General features: G+C 62.2%; 23 protein-coding genes and 2 pseudogenes. 7 read left to right on the forward strand and 18 right to left on the reverse strand.

Translation table 11 applies throughout. The annotated features are described in order from the left end of the window. The first annotated feature begins 69 nt into the window (after positions 1–69). Positions 70–843 carry an IclR family transcriptional regulator gene (locus ACZXDY_RS09810; RefSeq protein ID WP_208825945.1) on the forward strand — a complete coding sequence of 258 codons (774 nt, stop codon included), beginning with the start codon at positions 70–72 and terminating at the stop codon, positions 841–843. Here ACZXDY_RS09810 and ACZXDY_RS09815 read toward each other — a convergent pair. The 6 genes from ACZXDY_RS09815 to ACZXDY_RS09840 all read right to left on the reverse strand — a co-directional run bounded on the left by ACZXDY_RS09815 (position 840) and on the right by ACZXDY_RS09840 (position 8621). Then, positions 840–2408: a flagellar biosynthesis protein FlgL gene (locus ACZXDY_RS09815; protein WP_464345344.1), complete on the reverse strand. Its 1569-nt coding sequence runs from the start codon at positions 2406–2408 to the stop codon at positions 840–842. The two genes, ACZXDY_RS09810 and ACZXDY_RS09815, sit on opposite strands and share 4 nt — an antisense overlap. A 7-nt stretch (positions 2409–2415) precedes the next feature. After that, on the reverse strand, positions 2416–4308 hold the full coding sequence (gene flgK, locus ACZXDY_RS09820) for a flagellar hook-associated protein FlgK (RefSeq protein ID WP_464345345.1): 1893 nt from the start codon (positions 4306–4308) through the stop codon (positions 2416–2418). Between the two features lie 43 nt (positions 4309–4351). After that, entirely contained in the window at positions 4352–6211 is a 1860-nt protein-coding gene (locus tag ACZXDY_RS09825; protein WP_464345346.1) for a flagellar hook-basal body complex protein, read from the reverse strand. Positions 6212–6444: 233 nt separating this feature from the next. Then, positions 6445–6759, reverse strand: coding sequence for a metal-sulfur cluster assembly factor (locus tag ACZXDY_RS09830; protein ID WP_464345347.1), 315 nt, complete (start codon positions 6757–6759; stop codon positions 6445–6447). After that, a complete protein-coding gene (locus ACZXDY_RS09835) occupies positions 6756–7262 on the reverse strand; it encodes a DUF2249 domain-containing protein (protein WP_464345348.1) in 507 nt (168 codons plus the stop codon). The genes ACZXDY_RS09830 and ACZXDY_RS09835 overlap by 4 nt, the downstream gene beginning before the upstream one ends. Before the next feature lie 21 nt (positions 7263–7283). Continuing rightward, positions 7284–8621, reverse strand: coding sequence for a hypothetical protein (locus tag ACZXDY_RS09840; RefSeq protein WP_464345349.1), 1338 nt, complete (start codon positions 8619–8621; stop codon positions 7284–7286). Between the two features lie 223 nt (positions 8622–8844). On the opposite strand from ACZXDY_RS09840, the gene ACZXDY_RS09845 reads away from it, so the two are divergent. Beyond that, entirely contained in the window at positions 8845–8976 is a 132-nt protein-coding gene (locus tag ACZXDY_RS09845; RefSeq protein WP_283806988.1) for a hypothetical protein, read from the forward strand. Between the two features lie 199 nt (positions 8977–9175). Here the strand turns inward: ACZXDY_RS09845 and ACZXDY_RS09850 are convergent, their stop codons facing one another. Next, complete coding sequence (locus tag ACZXDY_RS09850; protein ID WP_464345396.1) at positions 9176–9631, reverse strand: pseudoazurin; 456 nt, start codon at positions 9629–9631, stop codon at positions 9176–9178. A gap of 188 nt (positions 9632–9819) precedes the next feature. Between ACZXDY_RS09850 and ACZXDY_RS09855 the strand changes: the two genes are divergently transcribed. Then, positions 9820–10542 carry a Crp/Fnr family transcriptional regulator gene (locus tag ACZXDY_RS09855; protein ID WP_464345350.1) on the forward strand — a complete coding sequence of 241 codons (723 nt, stop codon included), beginning with the start codon at positions 9820–9822 and terminating at the stop codon, positions 10540–10542. Here the strand turns inward: ACZXDY_RS09855 and ACZXDY_RS09860 are convergent. Continuing rightward, positions 10539–10745, reverse strand: coding sequence for a DUF1858 domain-containing protein (locus tag ACZXDY_RS09860; RefSeq protein ID WP_196237221.1), 207 nt, complete (start codon positions 10743–10745; stop codon positions 10539–10541). The two genes, ACZXDY_RS09855 and ACZXDY_RS09860, sit on opposite strands and share 4 nt — an antisense overlap. A 172-nt stretch (positions 10746–10917) precedes the next feature. Here ACZXDY_RS09860 and nirK point away from each other — a divergent pair, with 172 nt between their 5' ends. The 3 genes from nirK (at position 10918) to hemN (ending at position 14467) form a co-directional block, all read left to right on the forward strand. Beyond that, entirely contained in the window at positions 10918–12039 is a 1122-nt protein-coding gene (gene nirK / locus ACZXDY_RS09865) for a copper-containing nitrite reductase (protein WP_464345351.1), read from the forward strand. A 65-nt stretch (positions 12040–12104) separates the two neighbouring features. Next, positions 12105–12968 (forward strand): SUMF1/EgtB/PvdO family nonheme iron enzyme, encoded by an 864-nt coding sequence (locus ACZXDY_RS09870; protein WP_464345352.1) that lies wholly within the window; start codon positions 12105–12107, stop codon positions 12966–12968. A gap of 146 nt (positions 12969–13114) precedes the next feature. Further along, positions 13115–14467 carry an oxygen-independent coproporphyrinogen III oxidase gene (gene hemN / locus ACZXDY_RS09875; protein ID WP_464345353.1) on the forward strand — a complete coding sequence of 451 codons (1353 nt, stop codon included), beginning with the start codon at positions 13115–13117 and terminating at the stop codon, positions 14465–14467. Between the two features lie 225 nt (positions 14468–14692). On the opposite strand, the pseudogene ACZXDY_RS09880 reads toward hemN, so the two are convergent. From ACZXDY_RS09880 to ACZXDY_RS09905, 6 genes and pseudogenes are all read right to left on the reverse strand, one after another. Further along, positions 14693–16599, reverse strand: a pseudogene (locus ACZXDY_RS09880) (nitric oxide reductase activation protein NorD). Positions 16600–16609: 10 nt separating this feature from the next. After that, complete coding sequence (locus ACZXDY_RS09885; protein WP_464345354.1) at positions 16610–17422, reverse strand: AAA family ATPase; 813 nt, start codon at positions 17420–17422, stop codon at positions 16610–16612. A gap of 60 nt (positions 17423–17482) precedes the next feature. Then, positions 17483–18830: pseudogene (locus ACZXDY_RS09890) on the reverse strand (cbb3-type cytochrome c oxidase subunit I). A 40-nt stretch (positions 18831–18870) separates the two neighbouring features. Further along, entirely contained in the window at positions 18871–19323 is a 453-nt protein-coding gene (locus tag ACZXDY_RS09895) for a c-type cytochrome (RefSeq protein WP_028162230.1), read from the reverse strand. A gap of 105 nt (positions 19324–19428) precedes the next feature. Next, on the reverse strand, positions 19429–19695 hold the full coding sequence (locus ACZXDY_RS09900; RefSeq protein ID WP_464345355.1) for a cytochrome C oxidase subunit IV family protein: 267 nt from the start codon (positions 19693–19695) through the stop codon (positions 19429–19431). A 1-nt stretch (position 19696) separates the two neighbouring features. Further along, entirely contained in the window at positions 19697–20266 is a 570-nt protein-coding gene (locus tag ACZXDY_RS09905; protein ID WP_464345397.1) for a cytochrome c oxidase subunit 3 family protein, read from the reverse strand. 219 nt (positions 20267–20485) lie between these two features. Between ACZXDY_RS09905 and ACZXDY_RS09910 the strand changes: the two genes are divergently transcribed. Then, on the forward strand, positions 20486–20641 hold the full coding sequence (locus ACZXDY_RS09910) for a hypothetical protein (RefSeq protein ID WP_464345356.1): 156 nt from the start codon (positions 20486–20488) through the stop codon (positions 20639–20641). Between the two features lie 15 nt (positions 20642–20656). On the opposite strand, the gene ACZXDY_RS09915 is transcribed toward ACZXDY_RS09910, so the two are convergent. The 4 genes from ACZXDY_RS09915 to ACZXDY_RS09930 form a co-directional block, all read right to left on the reverse strand. Then, positions 20657–22060, reverse strand: coding sequence for an amidase (locus ACZXDY_RS09915; protein ID WP_464345357.1), 1404 nt, complete (start codon positions 22058–22060; stop codon positions 20657–20659). An 88-nt stretch (positions 22061–22148) separates the two neighbouring features. Continuing rightward, entirely contained in the window at positions 22149–22910 is a 762-nt protein-coding gene (locus tag ACZXDY_RS09920; protein WP_028162226.1) for an SDR family NAD(P)-dependent oxidoreductase, read from the reverse strand. A gap of 83 nt (positions 22911–22993) precedes the next feature. Continuing rightward, a complete protein-coding gene (locus tag ACZXDY_RS09925) occupies positions 22994–23704 on the reverse strand; it encodes an ABC transporter ATP-binding protein (protein ID WP_464345358.1) in 711 nt (236 codons plus the stop codon). Next, the gene (locus ACZXDY_RS09930) at positions 23694–24413 is read right to left on the reverse strand and encodes an ATP-binding cassette domain-containing protein (protein ID WP_464345359.1); all 720 of its coding nucleotides are present in this window, start codon (positions 24411–24413) and stop codon (positions 23694–23696) included. The genes ACZXDY_RS09925 and ACZXDY_RS09930 overlap by 11 nt, the downstream gene beginning before the upstream one ends.

Raw genomic sequence — 24413 nt, forward strand, 5'->3', positions numbered from 1 at the left:
CATTCGGCGAGCGGGCTTTACTTGTCGACGGCTTTGCGCCAATTCTGTCCACATTATGGACAGCAAGCCATGACCACGGAACCGAGGCAAGGTGCCCAGGCGATCCGGCGAGCGCTGATGGTGCTGCGCATCCTCGCCGCTGGCAGGGAGAGCGGAGTACCGCTTACCGAAGTGGTGCAGGCGACCGGGCTGACGCGGCCGACGGTGCACCGGATCGTTCACGTGCTGATCGAGGAAGGCATCGTCGAACGGCACGAGAAGACCGGCCGCTATGCGATCGGCGGACAGGTGCCGGAATTGGCGCTGGCGCGCCCCTCGCGTTCACCCCTGCTTGCCGCAGCGGACGATATCCTGGCGCGAACCTCGCAGCGGGTCGGCGACACATTGTTCCTGACGGTACGTACCGGCAATGATACGCTATGCGTCGATCGCAGGATCGGCTTCTATCCGATCCAGGTGCTGTCGATCGAAGTCGGCGCCAGACGTCCGCTCGGCGTCAGCAGTGCAGGTGTTGCGATTCTTGCCGCGATGCCGACGCCCGACGCACGCAAGATCGTGACTGCCAATGAAGTGCGGTTTGCCGGGTATCGCACCAGCGTGGCGACGGTGCTTTCACAAATCGCCTTGGCCAAGCGCAGAGGCTACAATCTGCGCGAGGCCGGTCTGGTGCAGGGAACGAAATCGCTGTCCACCTGGATCAAGACCCCCGATCGCCAGCCGGCCGCGGCGATCACCGTATCAGCCGTTCGCACGAGACTCGGACCGCGCCGAGAGCAAGAGGTCGCCGAGATTTTGCTGGAGGCGGCACTCGCGATCGAGAAGAAGATTGAGTCTCTCCCTTAGAGGAACTTGACCAGACTCATCTGGTAAAGCATCGATGTCGTTTGATAAGACGCCTGCAGTGCAGTCTGCAGTGCCAGGATTTTGGTCGCGACTTCGTCGTCATTGATGCCTTCGATCGAATCCAGCATCGTTTGGGCCATCGCCTTGGTCTGAACCTGCCGATCGGTAGCCGCTTTGATCGAGCCCTGCGCGCCGGCGAAGTCGGCCTGGATATTTTCAATCGTCTGGGTCCCCGGCACCGTCGCCAAACTGTTTGCGACGCGCTGGTTGAGCGCAGTAACCTGGGCATTCGCATAGGGATCCGTTGCCGACGTGGTTACGGCCGCAAACACTGCCACTGTCTGCAGTTGCGACCGCAATGCCGGTTCGTCGGCTCTGGCGCCATACTGCACCGTGATGGATGTATCGATCTGGGCTACCGCCGATCCGCGCGCCGGTCCGTTCGCCGCAGTATTCTGTTCGCCGTTGTACCAGATCACGGTGTTATCGGGAGTGCCGGCCACAAGCGTGGTGGCCGACGCAAGCGGCGTCGTCCCGACGCGCAGCGGAGGTTGATCGAAAAAGTTCTCACCGGCTTCCATCGCCGACGCCGCCACCATCGGACCGTTCGCCAGATTCTTCATCGAGGTCCCGAGCGCCGTGTTCAGATTGGCCGCGGTCGCGGTGGTATCGGCACCAATCAGGAAGCTGTTGGCGGCAAGCGGCGTGGTGTTCGATGCCGTCATGACGATATCTTCCTTGGTGCCATCAGGCATGGTGAAGGTGAACTTGACCTGGTCACCCGGCTTCGGATTGGTCGCGCCAAGATCGACCGACATGGACTTCTGCACCGGTGTCGCCGGTGGCGCCGGCGGAACAGTCGCGGGCAGGTCGACGGGCTGGGTGACAGTAGCGCCCGTTATATTTGTGGATACGCCGGTGAGCTTGATCCCGAACGGCTGCGCCTGCTGCGGAGGCGCCGGTGTTGCATCCTCCTCGGTGAGAACAACTGAAGTTGCCGGCGTACCGACGGCACTGCCGACGCGACCGTTCTGATTGACACCGAGATCAGCGATCTTTCGCTCGGCGATGACCTGCTTCAGTCCGGCGACCTGCGCGCCATGACCGTTCATGATCTCATCGGCCGATGCCACAGGGGCGGTATCCGTAGCACGGCCGGAAAACAGATAGCGATCGCCTGACTTCGCGTTGAGCATGTCGACTGAATCGGTGAAGTCGAGCAATGCGGTCTTCTGCCCCGAGGTATGACCCGCATCGTCGAGATCCGAGCTTGCGCTGACGGCGGCGCCCTTTACTTCCGACCCGATCTTCACCAACTGCTGCAGTGAAAGGTTAGTGACACCAATGCGCGTGTTCAGATTGGTCGCAGTATCGGAATAGGCTCCTATCCCTGTGATCTGCGCGCGTAGCGCGATCGCAAGACTGCGACCACTACCCTGCCCCGCGTAAGTATTGGAGATCTTGCCGGACGCGAGTTGCTGCGTCAGCGTATCAAGCTGACTGCGCAAATCGAGAATGCCCGAGCCGATGTAGGATGTGCGTTGACTAACCCCGGATATCGTCATGGCTGCCTCACAATACCTGCATCAGGGTTTTGTACATGTCGTTGACCGCCGACATCACGCGCGCGTTTGCCGAATAAGCATTCTGTAACGACAAGAGATGCGCCATCTCTTCATCCATGTTCACGCCCGAGGACGTCGACATCTTCTGCTGGAGCGTGCTGAGCACGACGTTCTGACCATCGGCAAGCTGCTTCGCCGCGTCGGCATCCGCCCCCTGCTGACTGGTGAATTGCCGCATGAAACTGAGCAGCGTGCCCTTGAACGGTGCGCTCGCACTACCAACCCCACTCTGCGCACCGAACGTGTAACTCGCGTTGCTTAGCTGATTGAGGATGAACGAGGGCCGTGTGGTGTCTCCTGCGGGCGTCGAACTCCCGTACGTCACGAGCTTGGCAGGATCATTGATCAGCGCGCTGTTGACGGTCAGGCGTCCCGCAAGACCCGTTATCTGAGATCCGGACGCGCTGATCGCACCGCTGTAAGGTGCCCCGCTGTCAATGAAGAGGGCGATCTGCGGACTGCCATCGTTCAACGCATTCGGGTTCTTGGTGACCGTAACCGAAGCGCTATCGATCCGGGCGAAAGCGGGATTGCTCAGAACGCTCAGCGATGTGCTTGTTCCGCTGAATGTGACGCTGCCGCCCAGTGCAGCATTGAGCTGATCGAGCACCGACGAGAACGATCCGGAGAAATCGATCCCGATCACCTGATCATTCGGATTCGCGGTCGTATCGTTCGACAACGGCAGCACGCGGGGGTCATCGACGCGCACGAAGGAGATTTCGCGCTGCTGATTGGTCGCCGCATCAGTGTAAGTGAGATGGATGACGTTGCCGGATTTCATGCCCGAGATATCGAGCGCAAACCCCGAAGGCGTTCCGGCCGGGACTGGCGAGCCCGTTATCGGCGTGCCCGCTGTTGTCTGATCGGACAACGCGCTCGACAGCGACGCAGCAAACTGGTCGAGCTGGTTCTGTGCCGTGACTAACGTCTTGTCTCGTAGTTCGGTATAAGCCGCGATCTTGCCCGATTTGATCGCACCGGTAGCCGTGAGATCGATCGATGCGCCGCTACCCGGAAACTCAAGTACGACGGAGCCAAGCTGGCTCTGATTGGGATCGCTGCTCCACGTCGTATTTGCACCAACGGTGGCCTGAGCATTGAACGACAGGGTCGCGGCTTCGTTACCCACGAGCTGGATGCCGGAGCCGGTAAAAACCGTGACCTGGTTGACGCTATTGGTCGTGACACGGATGTCCATCAGCTCTGAAAGCTGATTCACATATTGATCGCGTTGATCGAGCAATGCGGCGGTCGACGCATCGGTAGACGTGCCGCCGGATGGATTAGCCATCAATTTGTTGTTGATTGACGCTATCTGCTTGAGCAGATTGTTCGCCGTCGTGACCGAGTCCTTGATGCCGGTCTCTGCGGTCCCGCGCAAGGTTTGAATACCTTGCGTCATCGAGTTCAGTTGTTGCGTCAGCGTCGACGCCGCGTTGAGAACGCCTATTCGGGCCGACTGGCTGTCAGCGCTGGTATTGAGCGCCTGCAGCGCCGTCGTGAGATTGTTAAACGCGCTCTCCAGCGTTCCGATTGAACCCGGATCTCCATAGAGGCTTTGCAGTTGCTGCAGAACGTTCGAGCGAAGCGAGGCGTACGACGCGCCCGACGTTTCCGTGCGCAACTGCGCCTGGATATATTGATCGAGTTCACGATTGATCCCGGCGACGACAACGTTGCTGCCATGCGCACCGGCATAGGACGTGACCTGGTCAACCGTCTTGCGAACGTAGCCGGGCGTTTCCGCATTGGCGACGTTCGACGAGACCAGCGAAATCGCCGCCTGATTGGCGCGAAGGCCGGACATGGCGATGGCGAGGGCGTCGTTCAGACTCATGACAAGACTACTCTCAAGCGGTTACGTGCGCGCCCGGTGTCAATTACCGCATCACGTTGAGGAGATCCTGGACCATCGTGTTCGTTGTCGTGATCACCTTGGTGTTTGCGGAATAGGCCTGCTGCGTCACGATCAATTTCGTGAATTCGTCGGCGATATCCGTGTTCGAAGATTCAAGCGACGAGCCCGAAATGCTCCCGCCTTTTCCATAGAGCGCGTCTCCGGATTCGTTGGTCACTTCAAAGGCGCCGCCGTCGACGCGCTTCAGGAAGTTGGCGCCGTTGAAGGTGGCTATGGAGACCTCCGCAAGATCGATGGTGCGGCCGTTCGAGTAGGTGCCGACGACACGTCCCTCGTCGCTGACCGACACGCTTTGCAGTTGACCAGCGGCGTAACCGTCCTGCTGCAGTTGGTTCACCTGCACGTTGCCATTGGTATCCGCAAACGACGTTAGTCCGCCGGTGCCAAATGCCATTGTGACGTTACCGAGGCTGGTCCCATCCACGGTAAGCCCGGCCAGCGTGATCTGACTGACCACCGGCTGCATCTGCCCGTTCGGACCAAACTTGAAGTCCGTTCCGACGTTCTGCCAGGCAACGGTGTTTCCGGTCGCGTTGGAATTGACCTGGTAGAATAGATTCCAGGTGTCCGTCCCACCCATCGTGGACGATTCGACTTTGGCCCATCGGAACTGCAGGTTCACCGGAGCGCCGTTGCCGTCATACACGGTCCTCGCGCCCCCGCTTATCGACTCATCCAGAAAGGCTTGCTTGTCGCTGCCAATGACGACGCCGGTGCCGGCTGTCCCGCCGCCGGCGCGCATCCCTACAACGGTGCCCGAGAAGCCCAGCGCTTGAAACGCTGCGACAGCCGATGCGGATGAACCTGCGGCCAGGCTGAAGTCATTTGCCGTACCCGTATTCAAGGTGATTGCGCCGGTGCTCGACACGCTGGACGCCGGTGACGGCGAAACATTGCCTGTAAGACCATCAATGGTGGTTAAAAGGCTTCCAACCGTCGCGGTGGAGAGATCGACAAAGGTAGTGCCGGCGACAGGCGCGGGCGCGGCTCCAGTATAAAATGAGATGGTGTTGGTTGTCGTGACACCGCCCGTGGTGGTCTTCAGCACCAGAGTGTCACCGCTGGCAAAGCCCGCCGTGAGCGAATCCGTGCCCGCCGCACTCACGAGGGACGTTGCTGCGGAAATGGGTTTCGCGATCGTCTCGAGGTTGTTCCGCGCATTACCGGTCACGGGTGTATTGGCAAACGGCGTCGCGGCCGTTCCAAGGGTTCGTGGATTGGATATGAAATCGGCAGGCCTCAGCAATTCCGAGCCTGGCACTGAGGCTTGGCGCTTGGCTGTCAGCGGGGTGCTGGCGAGATTGGCGCGATAGTCGATCTTGGTGGTTGCTTGCGACGGCAGGAAATCGTTCTGGAACCTCAGGACTTCCGGCGTACTTCCGGCGGGATTTCCGGTCGTCGGATCAATCTTCACGCCCTCGAGATAATAGCCGGCACCGTTAACGAGGTATCCGTTTTGGTCCAGCGTAAAGTCGCCGCGTCTTGTGTACCGGTTGACGCCGTCGAATATCGGCTGGTTGTCGGACATGCTGCCCGGCTTCTGTACGGCAAAGAAGCCGTCGCCGTTGATCGCCATGTAGGTGGAGACCGAAGCCGACTGAACGGAGCCGGCAATCGTGTTGGTGCTGCGCGAGTTCGCAACCACGCTTCCGGCGAGCTGTGCGTTCGTGCCAGTGTCTGGAATGAGATCAAGGAAGCTGGTGTCAATCCGCTTGAAGCCGGTCGTCTGCGAGTTCGCGATGTTACCGGAAATGTTTTCCAGCGCGTACGAGTTTGCCCGCAGTCCGGCGACGGACGTGGTCAGGGCGCCGAAGATACCCATTACATCATCTCCAATTGGATCCGGGCGGCCGCCGGGATGTTTTGGGTGTCATGGCCGCAACCGCTGCGATCGTTGCAAGCCGCCTGCCAACGAAAAAGCACAATGAAGTCAAATAGATAAATCTCCGAGATACCGGCGAAGCCGGATCAAAATTGCCGGACCGAGCAACTTTTGCCGACCTGTTCGCGTGTCGTGAATGCGACGTCCCTTGCCGGGATGTCGTATTCCCGAGGTCAATTGACTGTAGCGAAGCCGAGCGAGTCGCGGACGGCCGGCTCAATGCGTTCTGGCGTCCACGGCGGATCGAACGTCATCTCGACATCGGCCGAGCCGACGCCCGGCACCTCCGCGACACAGCTCGTCACGCCTTCTTGCAGGAAACCGGTCGCGGGGCATCCCGGGGTGGTCGCCGTCATTGTGATGCGGACGGCGTCTCCGACGACCGAGATGTCATAGACGAAGCCGAGATCGACGATGTTGTGACCGAGCTCGGGATCGATCACGACACGCAGCGCGTCCCGAATCCGGCTGGCGAGTTCGCTTGTCATGACGGAGCCCTCACCGTCAGTTCGTAGGTCGCGCCGTCAGGCGTGAACCCGCCGAGCCAGCGATATCCACGCTTCTCGAGCTGCGGGAACAGAAAGACGGGCTCGCGGCGCAGCAGCGCGGAAAGAGTCTCGCCGGGACCCAGTTTCTCGGCGGCCGCAAGGATCCGGACCATAGGCTCAGGAGGATCGAGATCGCGATTGTCGAGCTTCACGGCGGGCTCCGGCCAATTGTCGAAGCTCGGCGTTCCACTCGGGGCGGCCGTGTTCTCCGCCGCCTCCGCCGGCGTGAACAGAACTTCACATTCGCCGCCGTCGAGCGCGCGCTCGGAATGCATGAACCCTCTGTCTGCCATGACGGCAAATAGCGGGATCGGCTTGAACATGGCGTAGAGGCGGAGCCCCTGCCCTGGCTCCAGGCGTTCGAGTGCGGCCATGATGACCGAGAACGGCTCGCCGCCGGCGCGCAGGATCGGACGGACATCTACGTCGATGTATTCGGTCATGCTTCTTCCCTCCGTTTCGTTTTAGTTCCTTGCAAACAGCAGATGGGGCGCGCGGGCGCCGCCCGGAAAGCGCAGCGGGTTCGCGACATCAGCGAGCTGCCGTGTCCGGATCACTTCGCGAACGATGCCGATAACTCCGGCCGTCATCGCCATCGCAGCCGCTTGGAATCCCGACGGTTGGCCGACCAGCAGCATCAGCGTTCCGGTCCAGACGGCCGCGTAGTAGATCACGAACCACTTCGATGCCCTTCGCTCTGCGACGAGGTCCTGAACGCGGGGAGTCGGAGTTCGTCCCATCACCGGACCATAGGTCTCGAGCCAGGTCAGGAAAGCTACGATCTTATAGAGTTTGGCGAGGACCAAGCCAGACAACCAGCCGAAGACAGCGAGGAAGACGAACGCTCCGACATGCGCGGTAAAGTCGCCGGTCACGACAAGCGCTGCACCCAGAAGCGCAGTCCCCGCCAGGCTCGCGAAGGACAGCGTCGCCATCCGCGTATTGAGCTCGAGCTGGCGCCGCTTGCGAGCGCGGAAGATTGCGAACACGTCGCGCCCGTATAGGGCGGCAGTCGCGAGGCCAAGGACGGCAGCTATCGATAGCGCAACATTCAGTCCGGCAAAGACCTCGATCGCGAGCACACCACCGACCACTGTGACGGCGATCGCGAGCCCACCGGCCATCAGCGTCGTTCCGCTTTTCCGGTCGTCGACGTCAGGCGAAAGCATGAACATGGACAACAGCCGGTAGCTGACGCCCATTGCCGTCAACGTCAGCCAGCCGCCAAGACCGGCGATCGCGTGCAGCGGCACGCCACCAGCCAGAATCGATTGCCCGGCCGATCCCGCCCACCCCGCCAGCGCGAACGCGAACATCGCGCCGAAGGCGACGGTGACACAGAGCGAGGCCAAGCCAACGAGGACAAAGCGAGCCGGCCCCACCGGCCGCAGCCATGCGGTCAGCCCGAGATCGACGATGATCAGCCCGAATCCAGCGATCAGCAGGACTGCGCCGAACGGAAGCAGCCACAGCCAGGCCGGCAGCCGACCACCCAATGCCAGGAAGCCCGCGAGCAGCGAGGCGAGACCGGCGGTCAGAAGACCCAGAGCAGGCAAAGCCCACTTCTCCGAGAACAGCGGCTTCGCCACGAGCACAGGCACGAACTGGAACAGCGCGCCACACATTGCGAGGCTCAGCCATCCGATGCAGACCACGTGCACGAGGACGAGCGTGTCCGGCGATGCCAGATCGGCCGCGGGAAAACCGACGCCCGCAACCGTCAGCGCCAGCGCGACGAACAGCCAGGCGATCGCCATCGCGAAGTAGCTCATCGTCCATCGTGATATGCTGGCGCCGATCATCGTGATCTCAGAACTTTCTCTGCATCGTCGCTTGATGGCGGTAACCGTAGGTCGCCGCGATCACAGGCTCTTTGTCGGAGCACAAATTGCAGTGTCCTTCACGTAGGTGTTTGATCCCCGACAAAGATCGCAACGCCCCTGATCTGCAATATTGGAAGCGTCATCAACGGAGGACACGATGCGGATTTTCGAAAGATTGCGACGACGCAGCCGAAGAGATCGCGTGATCGAACGCAAACTTTTCGAGGCCATCACCGACGATATTCTACGGAAGCTCGAGGACCGAACGTCGATCCTGATTTTTCCCGAGAGCAAGGCTGCCTGCTGTCCGGTCGAAGAGAAGGTGCGTCAGTAGGTCCGGCTTTGCGCTATATCAATGCGCCTGTCGCCTTTCGCAATGAGGATTGCGATCTTGAACCCGACCGTGCACGCACGGACGGGTTTCTGGCGCTGCGCTTCTCGTGCCGGCGAGTCCGGCGTCTGTTACGACGTTTGGATGGACGAGGCGGTACTCGTCCATCCGGCTCAGAAGCGAAGCTGGGGCCGGTCAACCGTCACTTGGACGCGGTCTTGCCGGCTTCGAGTTTGTCGAAGAGCGTCGCAAACACCTGCTTTGCCTTGCCGCTCTGTGGGACCGCCTTGGCCTGATCGACGTTGCCGGGCGTTCCGACCACGATCATGGCGACCATGCCCATGCCGTAGTGAGGCAGACATTTCACGCCGTAGACACCCTCCTTGTCGAACTTGACGGCGATATCTTCGCTGTTCTTGCCGACGAAGGGCGTTGCGCCGTCGGGAAGCATGCCCTTGATGGACTCGGCGTTGTGACCCTTGTCGGTGGACAGGAACTTCACGGTGTCGCCGGGTGCGATCTTCACGAAGGACGGCTCGAATACCATCACACCTTCGGCCCCCCTGTTCAGGAGCTTGACTTCCACGTCCGCCGCCTGGGCGCTTCCGGCCAGGATTAGAACCGCCGCAGCGCCCGCCAATATCGCAATTTGTCTCATGCTTTCCATTTCCTGAAACTTGCGCCCGAACTCCACCGGGCTCCCGCGTGTCAGATATCCCCGCCTCGCCCGGCCCAGGTTGCGCCAGCTCAACTTCGTCGTAGAATCTCGGGCTAAGAACCTGACGAGCCGTTGAGGCTTGCATCGGCCGCGGACAGTCCCCGCGGCATATTGGAACGAGGATATCCATGGCCGCAGTCGACCGCTCGCTGGTCGCGAACCTGTCGATGTTCGCCGGGCTTACGCCGACCGAACAGGACGAACTGCTGCGCGAGGCGCGCTCGATTCGATACCCGAAGGGAGCCGCGGTGTTCGACCAGGGCGCGGAAGCGGATCGCTTCTTCGTTTTACTTCATGGACATCTTCGCGTCGAGAAGACCACATCGCAGGGGCAGCAGTCCGTGGCCCGCTACGTCTCGGCCGGCGAGCTCTTCGGCGTCGCGCAGGCCATGAACCTGACGCACTATCCGGCAACGGCCGTCGCCGCCGTGGACAGCATCGCGCTCGCCTGGCCCTCATCGTCCTGGCACCGGCTGATCGTCAAATATCCAAGCCTCGCGAGCACCGTGCTTCAGACCGTGGGGAGCCGTCTTCAAGATACGCAGGCACGCGTCATGGAGATGTCGAGCGAGCAGGTCGAGCAGCGCGTCGCCCATGCGCTGCTGCGCCTCGCCAAACAGGCCGGCAAGAAAGTCGATGCCGGTGTCGAGATCGACTTCCCGATCAGCCGGCAGGACGTCGCCGAGATGACCGGAACGACGCTGCATACCGTTAGCCGGATTCTCAGCGCGTGGGAGCAGCAGGGCCTGGTCGAGGGTGGCAGGCAGCGCATCGTTCTGCGCGACACACATCGGCTGCATAGTCTCGCCGAAGGCGAAGAAGCCGTTCGGGCAAACAAGCGCGCGCCTTAAGCCGCTCTCGCCGTAAGCTTCGACACGAAGACGTCGGTGTCTACGCCGTGTTCGCCGCATGCTTCTTCGATCGAGTGGAAAGCGCCGATCGGACAGCCGACACAGAGCATCCTGAAGTCGAGAAAGACACCTATCGCGAGCGGCCATCGACGCATCACGTCGTCGACCATCATATCCGCGGTAGGCACTGCGTTCGATTTCATGTCGCTACCTTAACGTGTCAGCCCTCAGTTCTCTTTGATCATCCGCAAATTCTCAAGCAGATCGCTTCGTCGAACAAATCGACATCTCCTTGTTCCAGCGCAACGTGCTTGGCGACCAGATCGCACATGATGCACGCATCGAATTAGGACGAATGAAGCGATGGAGTGCATCATGCTGACGAGAAGGACCGCCCTGATGGGAGCCGCGATCGCGGCGCTGATGATAAGCGCGCCGGCGCTCGCCGCCGACGATATCAAGCTGCCGCGCGAACGAGTCGAGCTGGTCGCGCCGCCCTTCGTGCATCCGCACGAACAGGCGACCAAGGCCGGACCGAAGATCGTGGAGTTCAAGCTTACGGTCCAGGAGAAGGAAGTCGTGGTCGACGACGCCGGCACCAAGTTTCATGCGATGACCTTCAATGGCTCGATGCCGGGCCCGATGATGGTGGTGCACGAAGGCGACTACATGGAGCTGACGCTGGTCAATCCCGCAACCAATTCCATGCCGCACAACATCGACCTTCACTCGTCGACCGGAGCGTTGGGCGGCGGCGCGCTGACCAAGGTCAATCCGGGCGAACAGGCGGTACTGCGCTGGAAGGCGACCCGTCCGGGCGTCTTCGTCTACCACTGCGCGCCCGAGGGCATGGTCCCATGGCACGTGGTCTCCGGCATGCATGGCACAGTGATGGTGCTGCCGCGTGATGGATTGAAGGACCGTGACGGCAAGCCGCTGCACTACGACAAGATCTTCTACATCGGCGAAAACGACCTCTACATACCGAAGGACGCAAACGGCAAGTACAAGACCTACGACACGGTCGGCGAGTCCTATGCTGATACCACGGAGGTGATGCGCAAGCTGATCCCGACGCACGTGGTCTTCAACGGGCGGGTCGGTGCGCTGACCGGCAAGAATGCATTGACCGCGAAGGTCGGCGAAACCGTGATGATCGTGCATTCGCAGGCCAACCGCGACACTCGTCCGCACCTGATCGGCGGGCACGGCGACTATGTCTGGGAGACCGGCAAGTTCAACAACCCGCCGGAGAAGGATCTCGAGACCTGGCTGGTGCGCGGCGGTTCGGCAGCAGCCGCGCTGTATACCTTCCGTCAGCCCGGCGTGTACGCCTATCTCAACCACAACTTGATCGAGGCCTTCGAACTCGGAGCCGCGGCGCACATCAAGGTGGAAGGCAAATGGAGCGATGACCTCATGAAGCAGGTCTCTCCTCCCGGCCCGATTCCGGCCGACAAGCTCGGCGCCGCCGACCCGGTAACCCTAAGCCGGTAGGTGGAGCTGAAGGAACGGCCCGCGGTCCCTACCCGCGGGCCGTTTCACCAATCGGAGGCGACATCATGCTCATCCTGATGAAAATGAAGACGGCCATGCTCGCCGGCGCGCTGACCGCGCCGATCCTGGCGACCGCGTTCTCGCCCGCGCCTCCGCATGATGACAACGGTGCTGTACGCCTCTCTCCCGCTTCCTTCAGCTATCGGGCTGCCGGCGATTTCTCGCGGGATGACAGACCGGTCGAAGGACCCCTGCGCAAACTCCGCCTGTCTGCTGATCTCATCGTCATGAAGCGGCAGGTCACGGTCGCCGAGTACGTGCGCTGCGTCGACGACGGAGCCTGTCCAAAGGTGTCGGTCCCCAACGGCTCCCTGGACGTGCCCGTCGTCGGCGTCAGTTGGCATGACGCCTCGGCCTATGCCGCATGGCTGTCGCGCAGGACCGGTGTTACCCATCGTCTGCCGACCGACGAGGAGTGGACATTCGCGGCCGCCGAGAAGGCGCGCGACGAAGCGTTGCCGCTGGTCGACCCCGCGGATCCGGCGCAGGCCTGGATCGCCCGATATGAAGCCGAATCCGCCCGCTCCAAGCCCGCCGAAAAGGCCGCGCAGCCCGGGGGCACGTTCGGCACGAACAGCAACGGACTGGACGACCTAGCCGGCAATGTTTGGGAGTGGACGGATAGCTGCTTCGTCCGCGCCTCGCTCGACGACAGAGGCGAGCGGATCACCAACACGAATTGTGGGGTCCGCGTCGTGGAGGGAGCCCACCGCGCCTACATGACCGACTTCATCCGTGATCCCAAGTCCGGCGGATGCGCCGTCGGCATTCCGCCGACTAATCTCGGCTTCAGGCTGGTCGTCGAGCCTTCCAGCTCGGTCACTGCTGCGATCTCCCGGAATGTGGCGAAGCTGCTGCCGCGAACCTGAGCGGCCGAATCTTCGCCTCTCCCGCTGGCGGGAGAGGGAGCGCAGCCTCACCGGGGCTACCTCTCAACCTGATATGCGATTGAGCTAGAACAAAGTCATTCCCCCACGGGTCCGATAGATCATGCGGAGACGAAGGAGGAAGGCAGATGCGATCCGACTTGGCGCAATCCTACGGGCAGGACCGGCTGCCACGCTACACCAGCTATCCGACGGCCCCGCATTTTTCACCTGCGATCGGCGAAGTCGATTATCGGCAGTGGCTCAAATCGATACCCATTCGCCAGCCGGCGTCACTCTATCTCCACGTCCCGTTCTGCCGAGCCATGTGCTGGTACTGCGGATGTCATACATCCGTAAGCAAGCGTGACGAGCCGATTGCGATCTACGCGTCGGGCCTGCGCACGGAGGCACTCCTTGTCGCCGAGACGATTGGACAAAGGCTGCCGCTCTCCCATATCCACTTCGGCGGCGGCACTCCGACAATCATGTCGCCGGAGACCTTCGCGGACCTCATCGGTGCCTTGCGCTATTCGTTCTTCGTGCTGCCGGAAGCCGAGATCGCCGTCGAGATCGATCCGCGCACGCTGACCGAGCCGATGGCGGAGGCGCTGAGCTATTGCGGCGTCAACCGCGCGAGCCTTGGCGTCCAAAGCTTCGATCCAGCCGTGCAGCGCGCCATCAATCGGCACCAGAGTTTCGAACAGACGGCAGCATCCGTCGAGCGGCTGCGCCGGGCCGGCGTCCGCGGGCTCAATTTCGACCTGCTCTATGGCCTGCCCCTGCAGACCGTGGATTCGTGCCTGGACACGGTTGCAAAATGCGTCGAGCTGCGTCCGGATCGCTTCTCGGTGTTCGGCTACGCGCACATTCCCTCCTTCAAGAAGCACCAGCGCAAGATTGCCGAGGAGTCCTTGCCTGACAGCATCGAGCGGCATCTTCAGTCGGAGACGATCGCGCACGCGTTGCTCGATGCGGGCTACATGCGCATCGGCCTCGATCACTTCGCCCTTCCCACCGACAATCTTGCCGTGGCGAGACAAGAAGGCAGGTTGCGGCGGAATTTCCAGGGCTACACCGACGATTCGGCCGACACCCTCATTGGCCTCGGCGCGAGCGCCATCGGCCGCATGCCGCAAGGTTTCGTGCAGAACGCCGTGCCGACGCGTGACTACCTTGCGCGCATCGTCGAGGACCGGGTCGCCACAGTCAAGGGCTACGCCTTCACCGAGGAAGACCGCTTCCGCGCCGACATCATCGAGCGGATCATGTGCGATCTTGCGGTTGACCTCCCCAAGGTATCGCGGCTGCACGGCCGTGATCCACAGTCAGCTATCGTCGATCGGTCGCGGATCGAGAGCCTCATCGCCGATGGCGCTGTGACGATGTTCGGTGACCGCCTCGCGGTCAATGATGGCGCCGAATTCCTGGTCCGCAGCGTCGCCTCGGCATTCGATGCGCATCTTCCACGCTTCGTGGCCACACACAGTCGCGCGGTTTAGAATTGCCAAGGCAAGAGCGTGTTGAGATCAGGTCGCGTTGGCGCCACGTCGGAAGTGCTTCACCTCTCCCATAGGGAGAGGTCGGCGCGCAGCGCCGGGTGAGGGGTTACGGTTCCTCGATGGAGTTCATCCCCCTCACCCGGATCGCATCTCACGATGACCTCTCCCCGATGGGGAGAGGTAAGCACTGGGTCACGCCGATTCGAACAAATCATCACGCTCCGGTTATTGCGTCAGCTGCCGGTAGAGCGCCGGCAAGGCGGCTGGCAGGCGTCGGATGTTGCCGACGATCGCATAGCCGCTGCGCCCGAACAGCGTCGGAAAATAGCTCTGGGCGGTCGCATCGATCGTGACGCCGAAGACTGCGGCGCCGAGCTGGCGCGCCTCCTGGACGGCCTTGCGGGTGTCTTCGATGGCGAAACGCCCCTCATAATGGTCGACGTCGTTCGGCTTGCCGTCGGTGAGAACGATCAGCAATTTCTTTCGCTGCGGCTGCGCCGCAAGTTCCAACGCGGCGTGGCGCACCGCCGCGCCGATGCGAGTGTAGTATCCGGGCTTGAGTGCCCCGATGCGCCGCTCGACCTGCGCACTCATCGGCTCTCCGAACGCTTTGGCGGTCTCGAGCCGCACCCAGGAGCGACGGCGCGAGGTGAAGGTCAGGATGCTGTGGTGATCGCCGCAGGCCGACAGTCCGTGAGCCAGGACAAGCAACGCTTCCTTCTCCACGTCCAGGACGCGGTACCCATCGACCCAGGCGTCGGTCGAGAGCGACACGTCGACGAGCAGCGTCACCGCCAGATCGTGACCTTGCGGCCGCATCGCGAGGTGAACGCGATCGAGCGTGCCGCTGCCGGCGCGGAGATCGCAACGCGCACGGACCAGCGCGTCGATGTCGAGATCGTGCCCGTCGGGCTGTGCCCGCGCGAGCTCGTGGCGAGGCCGCAGCGCCTCGAACTGGCGCCGCACCTGGCGGATGCGGCGGCGCGTGGCCTGGTCTGCCGCCCAGCTTTCGCCGGTCTGGCTCGCATGCGCCGTCAACACGCGGCAGTGGTCCTGCAGATAGATGCGGCCGCGATAATTCCATTCCGGGTACAGCCGCTCGCCGTCGAGCCGCGAGGGGTCGACCGCTTCCGGCGGCAGGTCGAGATCGAACTTCAGCTTCGTCGCAGGTTTTCCGCTGCGCCGCCCGATCGACAGTTCTTCCAGATCGTCGGCCGCCTTGCGCGCGTTCTCGTCCTCGGTGTTGTCGGAGGGACGATCAACGTTCACCATCTCCGCCATCGCCAGGATCTTCTCGAACCGGTTGAGGATGAACGGATCTCTCCTGTCAGCTCCGTTCTCCCGCTCGCGTGTCGCAAAGCGCTTTCGCGAGTCCGGCGCGTCCGCCTGGGCGTCGTGCGAGACATCATCCTGATCCTGAGATATCTGGGCGAGGTCGCGGGTCCAGCAATCGCCCCACAACGGGCATGGCAGCACCGGACGATATCCGGGCGGCGCCCGTTCCGGCAGCGCGTTCTCGCCGATCAGCGAAAACCACAGATCCCCTCGTGGCGGCGCCGCGGCGCCCAGCAGCGCGAGCACGATCTGTTCGACCTCGCGCTCCACGCGAGGCAATGGCCGCTGCGGCCGACCGGATGCCACCGCCGCCGCAAGTCTTGTGTAGGAGCCGGCCAGTCCCGGAAAACGGGCGGCGATCATGGCGGCCGTGGCACGGGCGCGACGTAGGATGAGGAGATCGCGCCGCAGCGGATCGGTCTCGTCTATCGGCGCCAGCGGCACGGTGGCAAACCAGGCAGCGAGCCAACGATACAGTGCCGCGTTCAGGTCGCGATCCGGAAACAGAGCGATGCGCTCGGGCAGAAACACGGTCGCCGCGTCCCGTCCGGGATGGATTCGTCACCGAGGCCAATTCGCTGCCTCCAGGCGAGCCGGTGCCCGGATTTGCGGGCGCCCGCGCCGGCGAGCGCGACGCCCGCCTCGCCGCCGAGCGCGCGGAACATGACGGCGATCTGTCCCTGCATCTCGGAGAGTGCGACCGCGTGATCGGCGTGAACCGGATAGGACGCGGTCGCGCCGACCAGGCGATGCCACGCACGGCCGACGGTCTCCTCCAGCTCGAGAAAATCCAGCATCGACGCTCACCTATCCAATGACGGCCCGTGCGACCTCCACCAGCGCGGCCTTGACGTCGCTATCATCAGTCAACGGCTCAATCATGCCGGCGAGGACGGCCTCGGTGACGGAAAGACCGGCCGCGACGAGGGCGGCGGAGTAGACGATGAGGCGCGTCGAGACACCCTCCTCCAGGTCATGTCCCTTGAGCGCGCGCAGACGTCCGGCGAGCTGCACCAGCGGCCGCACGCGATCCGGCGGAAGCCCGCTTTCCGCCGATACGACGGCGATTTCCTGCTCCGGCGGCAGAAAGTCGAACTCGATGGCAACGAAGCGTTGCCGTGTCGACGGCTTCAATGCCTTCAGCAGACTCTGGTAGCCGGGATTGTAGGAGACGACCAGCATGAAGCCTGGCGGCGCGACAAGCTCCTCGCCGGTGCGCTCCAGCGGAAGGATCCGGCGGTCGTCCGTCAATGGATGCAGCACCACCGTCACGTCCTTGCGGGCTTCCACCACTTCGTCGAGATAACAGATGCCGCCTTCGCGCACCGCCCGGGTCAGGGGACCGTCCGTCCAGACCGTGTCGCCGCCCTTGAGCAGGTAGCGGCCGGTGAGATCGGCCGCGGTGAGGTCATCGTGGCAGGCGACGGTATGCAAGGGGATGCCGAGGCGTGCGGCCATGTGGGCCACGAAGCGGGTCTTGCCGCAGCCGGTCGGGCCTTTCAGCAGCACCGGCAGGCGGTGACGCCACGCGTGCTCGAACAGAGCGCACTCGTTTCCGCTTGGCACATAAGCCGGAATCTCCGAAGCGGGGCCTGCCACAGCCTGAAAGACGGATTTCATGATGGTTCTCCGGGACATCGAGGGAATGGCGGCCGCGACGCGCGCGGCCGCCGCGTTGCTCTACTCGGCCAGCTGCAGCGCTCCGCCGGCGAAGGACCGCTTCTCACGTCCGGGCACCAGCACGGCCCAGACGAACATCAGCGTGGAGATCGCGACGAACACACCGGAGCCGAGACGGACCCAGTAGAACATTGCGAGCTGGTCCTGCACTTCCATGTAGCCTTGGCCGAGGACGCGCTGCAGATGGACCTGGACGATGCCGGCGAAGGTCAGCGCGAAGGTCATCGTCAGCATCGCCGTGCACATGATCCAGAAGCTTGCCATGCTGAGCCACTGGTTGTAGGGCGCGCGGCCGCGGATCTCCGGGATCGCGTAGGCCATCACCGCGAGGTTCAGCATCACATAGGCGCCGAAGAACGCGAGATGCCCGTGTGCGGCGGTCACCTGGGTGCCGTGCGTGTAATAGTTCACCGAGGACAGGGTGTGCAGGAATCCCCACACGCCTGCGCCGAGGAACGCCATCACGGAGCAACCGACGGACCACAACAGCGCGGCACGGTTCGGATGCTTGCGTCCGGCCTTCCAGGTCATCTGCACGGTGAAGATCACCATGGTGAAGAAGGGCGCGACCTCCAGCGTCGAGAACAGCGAGCCGATCCACTGCCAGTATCCCGGCGCGCCGATCCAGTAGAAGTGGTGGCCGGTGCCGAGGATGCCCGAGAACAGCGCCAGGCCGATGATGACGTAGAGCCACTTCTCGACCACCTCGCGGTCGATGCCGTTGAGCTTGATCATCAGGAAGGCGAGCACGGAGGCCATGATCAGCTCCCAGACGCCCTCGACCCACAGGTGCACGATGTACCACCAGTACATCTTGTCGACCGCGAGATTCGCCGGATTGTAGAACGCGAACAGGAAGAAGATCGCAACGCCCCACAGGCCGAACAACAGGATGTTCGTCACCGTGGTCTTGCGCCCCTTCAACGCCGTCATCGTCACGTTGAACAGGAACATCAGGCAGACGACGACGATGCCGACCTTGATGATGAAGGGCTGCTCGAGGAATTCACGCCCCTCATGGTAGTGGAAGAGATAGCCGACGACCGCGGCGCCCGCGGCGCCGAAGAACATCCAGAACTGGATCTTGGCGAGCAGCGGACTGAAGAGCTCGGTCTCGGTCTCCTCCGGCAGCAGGTAGTAGGTCGCGCCCATGAACCCGATCAGCGACCACACCGATCAAGGCGTTGGTGTGTATCATCCTGACGATATTGAAGGGCAGGAGGACCGAAAGCGTGTTCGGCAGGACGTAGATCGTGCCTGCAAGCAGGCCGAAGATGACCTGGGCAAGGAAAAGCGTCAGCGCGCCGTAGAAATACAGCATCGCGACTTTCTGGGTCTGGTACTTCATCGAAAAGCTCTCTTGTTGAAGGGCTGTCGGGACGCGGTGCTCATCCGGCCTTGTTGGGCGGCCAGTCCTGGCGCTTGATGGTGCTGGTCCATTGCAGGAAGTCGGCGAGATCGTTGAGTTCCTGGTCGGTCAGGTTGAATTGCGGCATCTGCCGCCGGCCGGGCGCGCCTGATGGCTGCGACTGCATCCACGACTTCAGGATGTCCCTTGCCGCGGCCGGATCTTCCTTGCCGCCCCAGCGATCCCACACGTTGCCGACCTCAGGCGCGAAATAGGCGCCCTCGCCGAGCAGCGTGTGGCAGTTGATGCAAGAGTTCTTCTCCCAGACATGTTTGCCGCGCGCGACCGAATCCGTCAGCGTCGAGGCGTTGGTCGAGGTGTTCACCATGTAGTAGTGGCTGTGGGCCGTCAGGCCGAGAAAGATCGCAAAGAAGAAGGCGGATCCCCCGTAGAAGACGTTCCGGGCAGCCGTTTTCGTGAGGCGTTCAGCCATCACCTATCCTTTCCCGTTCTTGTTGATGGTGCGAGCGCCCGGCCAATCTACGCAGCAGTCCCGTCGGTTCTTTGTGCTGGAGCAACCAGCGCCACATTCGACGCCTCAGATCAGCAATCTGGCGACGGAGGCCGCCCAGGCGAACGATGCGACGGCGAGCACCCAAGCGGTGATCAGTCCGCGCCAGATCGCGGGCACGGAGCGAAGTCCGAGGAAGTCGAGCAGGATCCATCGCCCCTTCAGGGCCGTGAGCCCGAGCACGACGATATTGCCGAGCCATGCAATCGGCACGCTTCGGGAAGCGATCAGCGTCGCGATCGCGAGGCCAATCAGGAGGATCAGGGTCGTTTCGAGCGGATGACGGGCCATCATTTCAGCGCACCAGATAGATGATCGGAAACATCAGGATCCAGACCAGGTCGACCATGTGCCAGAACGACGTTCCGGTCTCGACCGCGCCCCCTTCCGCACCGCGCTGAACCACTGCCAGGATCACCATGCCGAGCACGACGTGCAGCAGGTGGAAACCGGTCAGCAGGAAGTACAGCGTGAAAAACGTGCTGGTCTCCAGGCCCGCACCGGTCGCGATCTCGCCTGCATATTCGAGCAGCTTGATCGCAACGAATGCGCCTCCGAGCACGATCGCAAGCCCCAGCCAGCGACGGCACTCCGCCGCTGCACATGCGCGAGCAGCTGCCGCTCCACGTGCGGCGGCCCACCCGCTGGTCACCAGAACCAAGGTGTTGAGCGCCGCGAGGCCCGGATCAAGGACGGCCTGGCCGGAGGCGAAGATGGCAGGATTGACGGCGCGGGCGACGGCGAATGCGCCGAGCAGCAGGCCGAAGACCGCAAGCTCGCTGAAGATCAGCACCCAGATCATGGGGTCGCCGGGGAGTTCAGCCAGCAGGCCGCTTTCCTGCACTTCGCAATCTTGAGCCGACATGGATCCTCCAGGCGGGTCGTGCATCGGATCGCTATCGGGGATGACAGCCCCGATCTTTGTTGCCGGACAAAGACGGGTGCAGCCCGCCGCATAGGGTCCGGTCAGCACGGTCGCACAAGGCGGGCGGCATCGAGTTGCTAGAGCACGATGCGGAAAAGTGGAAACCGGTTTTCCGAAAAGATCATGCCCAAACAAAGAGACGAGATCGGAGTTGGAACCATGAGCGACGCGCAGGTCGGCCTTATCACCGCGACGCCTCTGATCATGATCTTCGCCGGCGCGCTGCGAGCCATGGGCGTCCTGTCGACCACCGCAACGGTCTCAGCGATTGCACTGTCGGCCGCAATCGCCGCGTTGCTTTTCTTGACCCAGTAGCCGGTCTCCGAACGGTCATCCAATCGGCGGCCGCAGGGTATGCCAGTCAGTCGTCGACTGGAACGCATGGGCTGCGCGAGCAAGCACATCCTCAGAAAGATGCGGGCCGACCAGTTGCATGCTGAGCGGCATCCGATCCGACGCCATACCCATGGGGAGCGTGATCGTCGGACTCCCGCTGAAGTCGAACACCGCGGTGAAGCGCAGGATGCTCAAGAGCACGTTCGGATCGGCGCCGTATTCACTCATCTTCGCAAGGCTCGGAATCGGCACCGGCATCGTCGGGATGAGCAAAAGATCGATATCCCCGAGCAATGCTGCCAGGCTGCCGCAGAACTTGAGGCGCTCATGATGAATGGCGGCGATTTCGACACCGCTGACCGACCTGCCCTGCTCGATCAACTGCGCAAGGTCCGGACCGTATTCCGATCTGCGTGATGGATAGGTCTCCAGGTGCGCTTCCGCCGTCTCGACCGAGCACATCGGGATCCACAGGCTGACGAGTTTCTCGTAGGAGGGAAATCGAACCTCACGGATTTCGGCACCGAGCTCCACCAGCGTGCGCTCGGCCTCCAGCAAGGCCGCCACGACCTGCGGGTCGATTCCATCCTGCGTGTATTTGCGATCCACACCAATCCTGAGGCCGCGTACGCCATCGCCGATTCGGGCCAGATAATTCGGAACGGGAGCCTGCAGAGCCGTCGGGTCGTTGACATCAGCGCCTGCGATGACGCCCAGCATCGCTGCGGCGTCCGCAGCACTTCGGCACATCGGTCCGATATGATCGAGCGAGTCCGCCAATGGGAAAATCCCGTATCGGCTCACCCGGCCCCATGTCGGCTTGATCCCCGTTAATCCGCAGGTCGCCGAAGGAAATCTGATCGAACCGCCGGTGTCGCTTCCGATCGATCCGTAGCAGAGACCGGCGGAGGTGGCGACGCCCGATCCGGTCGATGAGGAGCCGACCCAATAGTCCGCATTCCAGGGATTGAGCGGGGCCTGATCATCAGGATGATGGCTCGTATAGGCGCCTTCCGTCATCTTGAGCTTTCCGAGCGTGACCGCGCCGGCGCGCTCGAGCCGATCAACGATCGTCGCATTGAAGGACGGCACGAACGTCGCATGAACCTTGGTGCCTCCCGCCGTCGGCGCAAATGTCGTGTAGCACAGGTCCTTCAGACCGATCGGAACGCCATGAAGCGGGCCGCGCCAAATGCCCTTGGCGATCTCGCTGTCATGCTTCCTTGCCTGCGCCATGGCTCGCTCCGCGAGGACGACGGCATATCCGTGCAAGCCTCCATCGAGCTTGTCGATACGGTTCAACGTTGCTTCAGTAACCTCTGAAGGCAACAGCTCCTTGCGGCGAAACAGTTCGGACAGTTCAGATATGGACTTGTAGTGCAGTTGATCCGCAGACATGTCGAGTTCCTGTTGTCATCGGGAATGCGCTCGCGCCGGCGCTATATGCTTCGTCATCGAGCGCAAGGATGTCGCGTTCAAACTCCGCCTAGAACTGGACACCTCGTGTCAAGGCACCGTCCACGACAAGGTTCGTTCCCGTGATGAAGCTGGCGGCCCGACTCGCAAGGAACACGGCGGCATTCGCCATCTCCTGCGGCGTGCCCATCCGTCCTGTCGGATTGAGCGCCAGCGCACTCTTGTACAGTTCGGGATTGCTGTCCTTGATCATGTTCCAGACACCGCCCTCGAAATAGGTGTTGCCCGGAGACACAGAATTGGCCCGTATGCCCTTCCCGGCAAGTTGGTAGGCCAAGCCCTGCGTATAGTGGATGATCGCCGCCTTGAAAGTGCCGTAGGGGCCGCTCGCAAAATCGACCTCGCGTCCCGACACGCTGGAGATCGTCACGATCGCAGGAGCGCCGCTCTTTTCCAGATATGGCATCGCGGCATTCACCAGGCGGACCGTTCCCATCATGTCGGTGGAGAATTCCTTCTCCCAGCTTTCCTCGTCCTGCCCTATGGACAGGGCGCTGACATTGGCGACGACGACATCAATGCCGCCGAGCTTCGATGCCATGTTGCTCACCCAGGCCTTGAGTGCCGCACCATTGGATACATCGACCGAACCGCCAAACGCCGCAACGCCCTTTGCCTTGAGCGCGGCGACCGTGCTGTCCACGTCCGCCTGATTGCGCGCGCAAATTCCGACATTGGCGCCCTCAGCGGCGAAGGTCTCGGCGATCGCCCTGCCGATGCCCTTGGTGCTGCCCGTGACGAGAACGTTGGCTCCTTTAAGACCTAAATCCATGTTCGTCTCCCTCCTGATCATTTTGATTTCAAACGACCCGTTCATGAACAACAAGGCGTGTTGCTGGAAGAAAGCGGCCAGCCTCATAACAGCAGTTGCGCGCGGACATTGTCTGCGTTGACGTCCTCGCCGGCCAGCGATCGCGTGATCTTGCCTTTTTCCATGATGTAGCAGCGCTCGGCGATCTCCAGGATCGTATCCAGGTTCTGCTCGACGAAAACGATCGTCGTTCCCAGCTCAGCCCGGAACGATTTCAGCGCGTCGCAAATGTGCTGCACGATCGACGGCTGGATACCCTCGGACGGCTCGTCGAGGATCATCAAGGTCGGATTTCCGATCAGAGCCCGGCCGATCGCAAGTTGCTGTTGCTCGCCACCCGACATGGTCCCCGCAACCTGCCGTCGCCGCTCCTTCAATCGTGGAAAATACTCGTAGACGAGCTCCGGCAGCTTCTTGCCCTCTGGTCCGCCGATCAGTTCGCCGACCTGCAGGTTTTCCTCGACGCTCATCTGCGGAAACACATCCCGTCCCTGCGGGATGTAACCGAAGCCGGCGCGCGCCCGGGCGTCGGCCTGCAACTGGGTCACATCCTCACCTAAGAAGGTGATCGTGCCGCGCCACGTCTCCAGAAGCCCGATCAGGCACCGCATCAGCGTCGACTTGCCGACGCCGTTCCGGCCGATCACGCCGACGATGTCGCCGCGGGACACCGACATGCTCACGCCCTGCAGGATCGGCGTGGCGCCGTAGCCCGCCCAGAGTTCCCATACGTCCAGAATCCGATCAGTGGGCATGCGTCTTACCAAGGTAGATTTCAGCGACCTTCTCGTCCTGAATGATCGTCTCGAGACCGCCTCGCGCGAAGATCTTGCCGAGATGCAGCACGGTCACACGTTGTGCAATCTGGCGCACAAATGCCATGTCGTGCTCGACGACGAGAATCGTCATGCCTTCGGCATTGAACGACTTGATGAGCTCCCCGGTCTTGAACGTCTCCTCCGGCGACATGCCGGCGGTCGGCTCGTCCAGCAATAATAGCTGCGGCTGCAGCGCCAGCGCCATGCCGATTTCGAGCCACTGCTGCTGGCCGTGCGAAAGAGCACCGGCCAATTTGCCGCTGTCCGACGCAAGATCAAGAAGCGTGAGCAGCCGCTCCTCCTCAACGTCGCGCTCCGCGCCCGAGAGGCGCCCCTGCAGTGCGATCTGGATATTCTGCCGGACCGGCAGCTCCTTGAACACGCTCGGCGCCTGCATCTTGATGCTCATGCCCCGCTGCACACGCGCAAAGGGGCGTTCCTCGGTGATATCGATGGAGTCGAAGAAGATGCTGCCTTCGGTCGGCGGATAGAGGCCGACGATCAGCTTGAACAGCGTGCTCTTGCCGGCGCCGTTGGGGCCGATCAGGCAATGAACCTCCCCGGCATTGATAGTCAGATCGACGTCGGAGACGGCCGTCAATCCGCCAAAGCGTTTGGTCACGCCCTTCACATCGACAAGCGCCAT

It is taken from the genome of Bradyrhizobium sp. LeoB3, from assembly GCF_055456055.1.

Excerpts from the sequence above, each read along its gene's own strand:
- ACZXDY_RS09810 (WP_208825945.1), top strand. The coding sequence starts at position 70 with ATGACCACGGAACCGAGGCAAGGTGCCCAGGCGATCCGGCGAGCGCTG.
- ACZXDY_RS09815 (WP_464345344.1), bottom strand. The coding sequence starts at position 2,408 with ATGACGATATCCGGGGTTAGTCAACGCACATCCTACATCGGCTCGGGC.
- flgK (WP_464345345.1), bottom strand. The coding sequence starts at position 4,308 with ATGAGTCTGAACGACGCCCTCGCCATCGCCATGTCCGGCCTTCGCGCC.
- ACZXDY_RS09825 (WP_464345346.1), bottom strand. The coding sequence starts at position 6,211 with ATGGGTATCTTCGGCGCCCTGACCACGTCCGTCGCCGGACTGCGGGCA.
- ACZXDY_RS09830 (WP_464345347.1), bottom strand. The coding sequence starts at position 6,759 with ATGACAAGCGAACTCGCCAGCCGGATTCGGGACGCGCTGCGTGTCGTG.
- ACZXDY_RS09835 (WP_464345348.1), bottom strand. The coding sequence starts at position 7,262 with ATGACCGAATACATCGACGTAGATGTCCGTCCGATCCTGCGCGCCGGC.
- ACZXDY_RS09840 (WP_464345349.1), bottom strand. The coding sequence starts at position 8,621 with ATGATCGGCGCCAGCATATCACGATGGACGATGAGCTACTTCGCGATG.
- ACZXDY_RS09850 (WP_464345396.1), bottom strand. The coding sequence starts at position 9,631 with ATGAGACAAATTGCGATATTGGCGGGCGCTGCGGCGGTTCTAATCCTG.
- ACZXDY_RS09855 (WP_464345350.1), top strand. The coding sequence starts at position 9,820 with ATGGCCGCAGTCGACCGCTCGCTGGTCGCGAACCTGTCGATGTTCGCC.
- ACZXDY_RS09860 (WP_196237221.1), bottom strand. The coding sequence starts at position 10,745 with ATGAAATCGAACGCAGTGCCTACCGCGGATATGATGGTCGACGACGTG.
- nirK (WP_464345351.1), top strand. The coding sequence starts at position 10,918 with ATGCTGACGAGAAGGACCGCCCTGATGGGAGCCGCGATCGCGGCGCTG.
- ACZXDY_RS09870 (WP_464345352.1), top strand. The coding sequence starts at position 12,105 with ATGCTCATCCTGATGAAAATGAAGACGGCCATGCTCGCCGGCGCGCTG.
- hemN (WP_464345353.1), top strand. The coding sequence starts at position 13,115 with ATGCGATCCGACTTGGCGCAATCCTACGGGCAGGACCGGCTGCCACGC.
- ACZXDY_RS09885 (WP_464345354.1), bottom strand. The coding sequence starts at position 17,422 with ATGAAATCCGTCTTTCAGGCTGTGGCAGGCCCCGCTTCGGAGATTCCG.
- ACZXDY_RS09895 (WP_028162230.1), bottom strand. The coding sequence starts at position 19,323 with ATGGCTGAACGCCTCACGAAAACGGCTGCCCGGAACGTCTTCTACGGG.
- ACZXDY_RS09900 (WP_464345355.1), bottom strand. The coding sequence starts at position 19,695 with ATGATGGCCCGTCATCCGCTCGAAACGACCCTGATCCTCCTGATTGGC.
- ACZXDY_RS09905 (WP_464345397.1), bottom strand. The coding sequence starts at position 20,266 with ATGTCGGCTCAAGATTGCGAAGTGCAGGAAAGCGGCCTGCTGGCTGAA.
- ACZXDY_RS09910 (WP_464345356.1), top strand. The coding sequence starts at position 20,486 with ATGAGCGACGCGCAGGTCGGCCTTATCACCGCGACGCCTCTGATCATG.
- ACZXDY_RS09915 (WP_464345357.1), bottom strand. The coding sequence starts at position 22,060 with ATGTCTGCGGATCAACTGCACTACAAGTCCATATCTGAACTGTCCGAA.
- ACZXDY_RS09920 (WP_028162226.1), bottom strand. The coding sequence starts at position 22,910 with ATGGATTTAGGTCTTAAAGGAGCCAACGTTCTCGTCACGGGCAGCACC.
- ACZXDY_RS09925 (WP_464345358.1), bottom strand. The coding sequence starts at position 23,704 with ATGCCCACTGATCGGATTCTGGACGTATGGGAACTCTGGGCGGGCTAC.
- ACZXDY_RS09930 (WP_464345359.1), bottom strand. The coding sequence starts at position 24,413 with ATGGCGCTTGTCGATGTGAAGGGCGTGACCAAACGCTTTGGCGGATTG.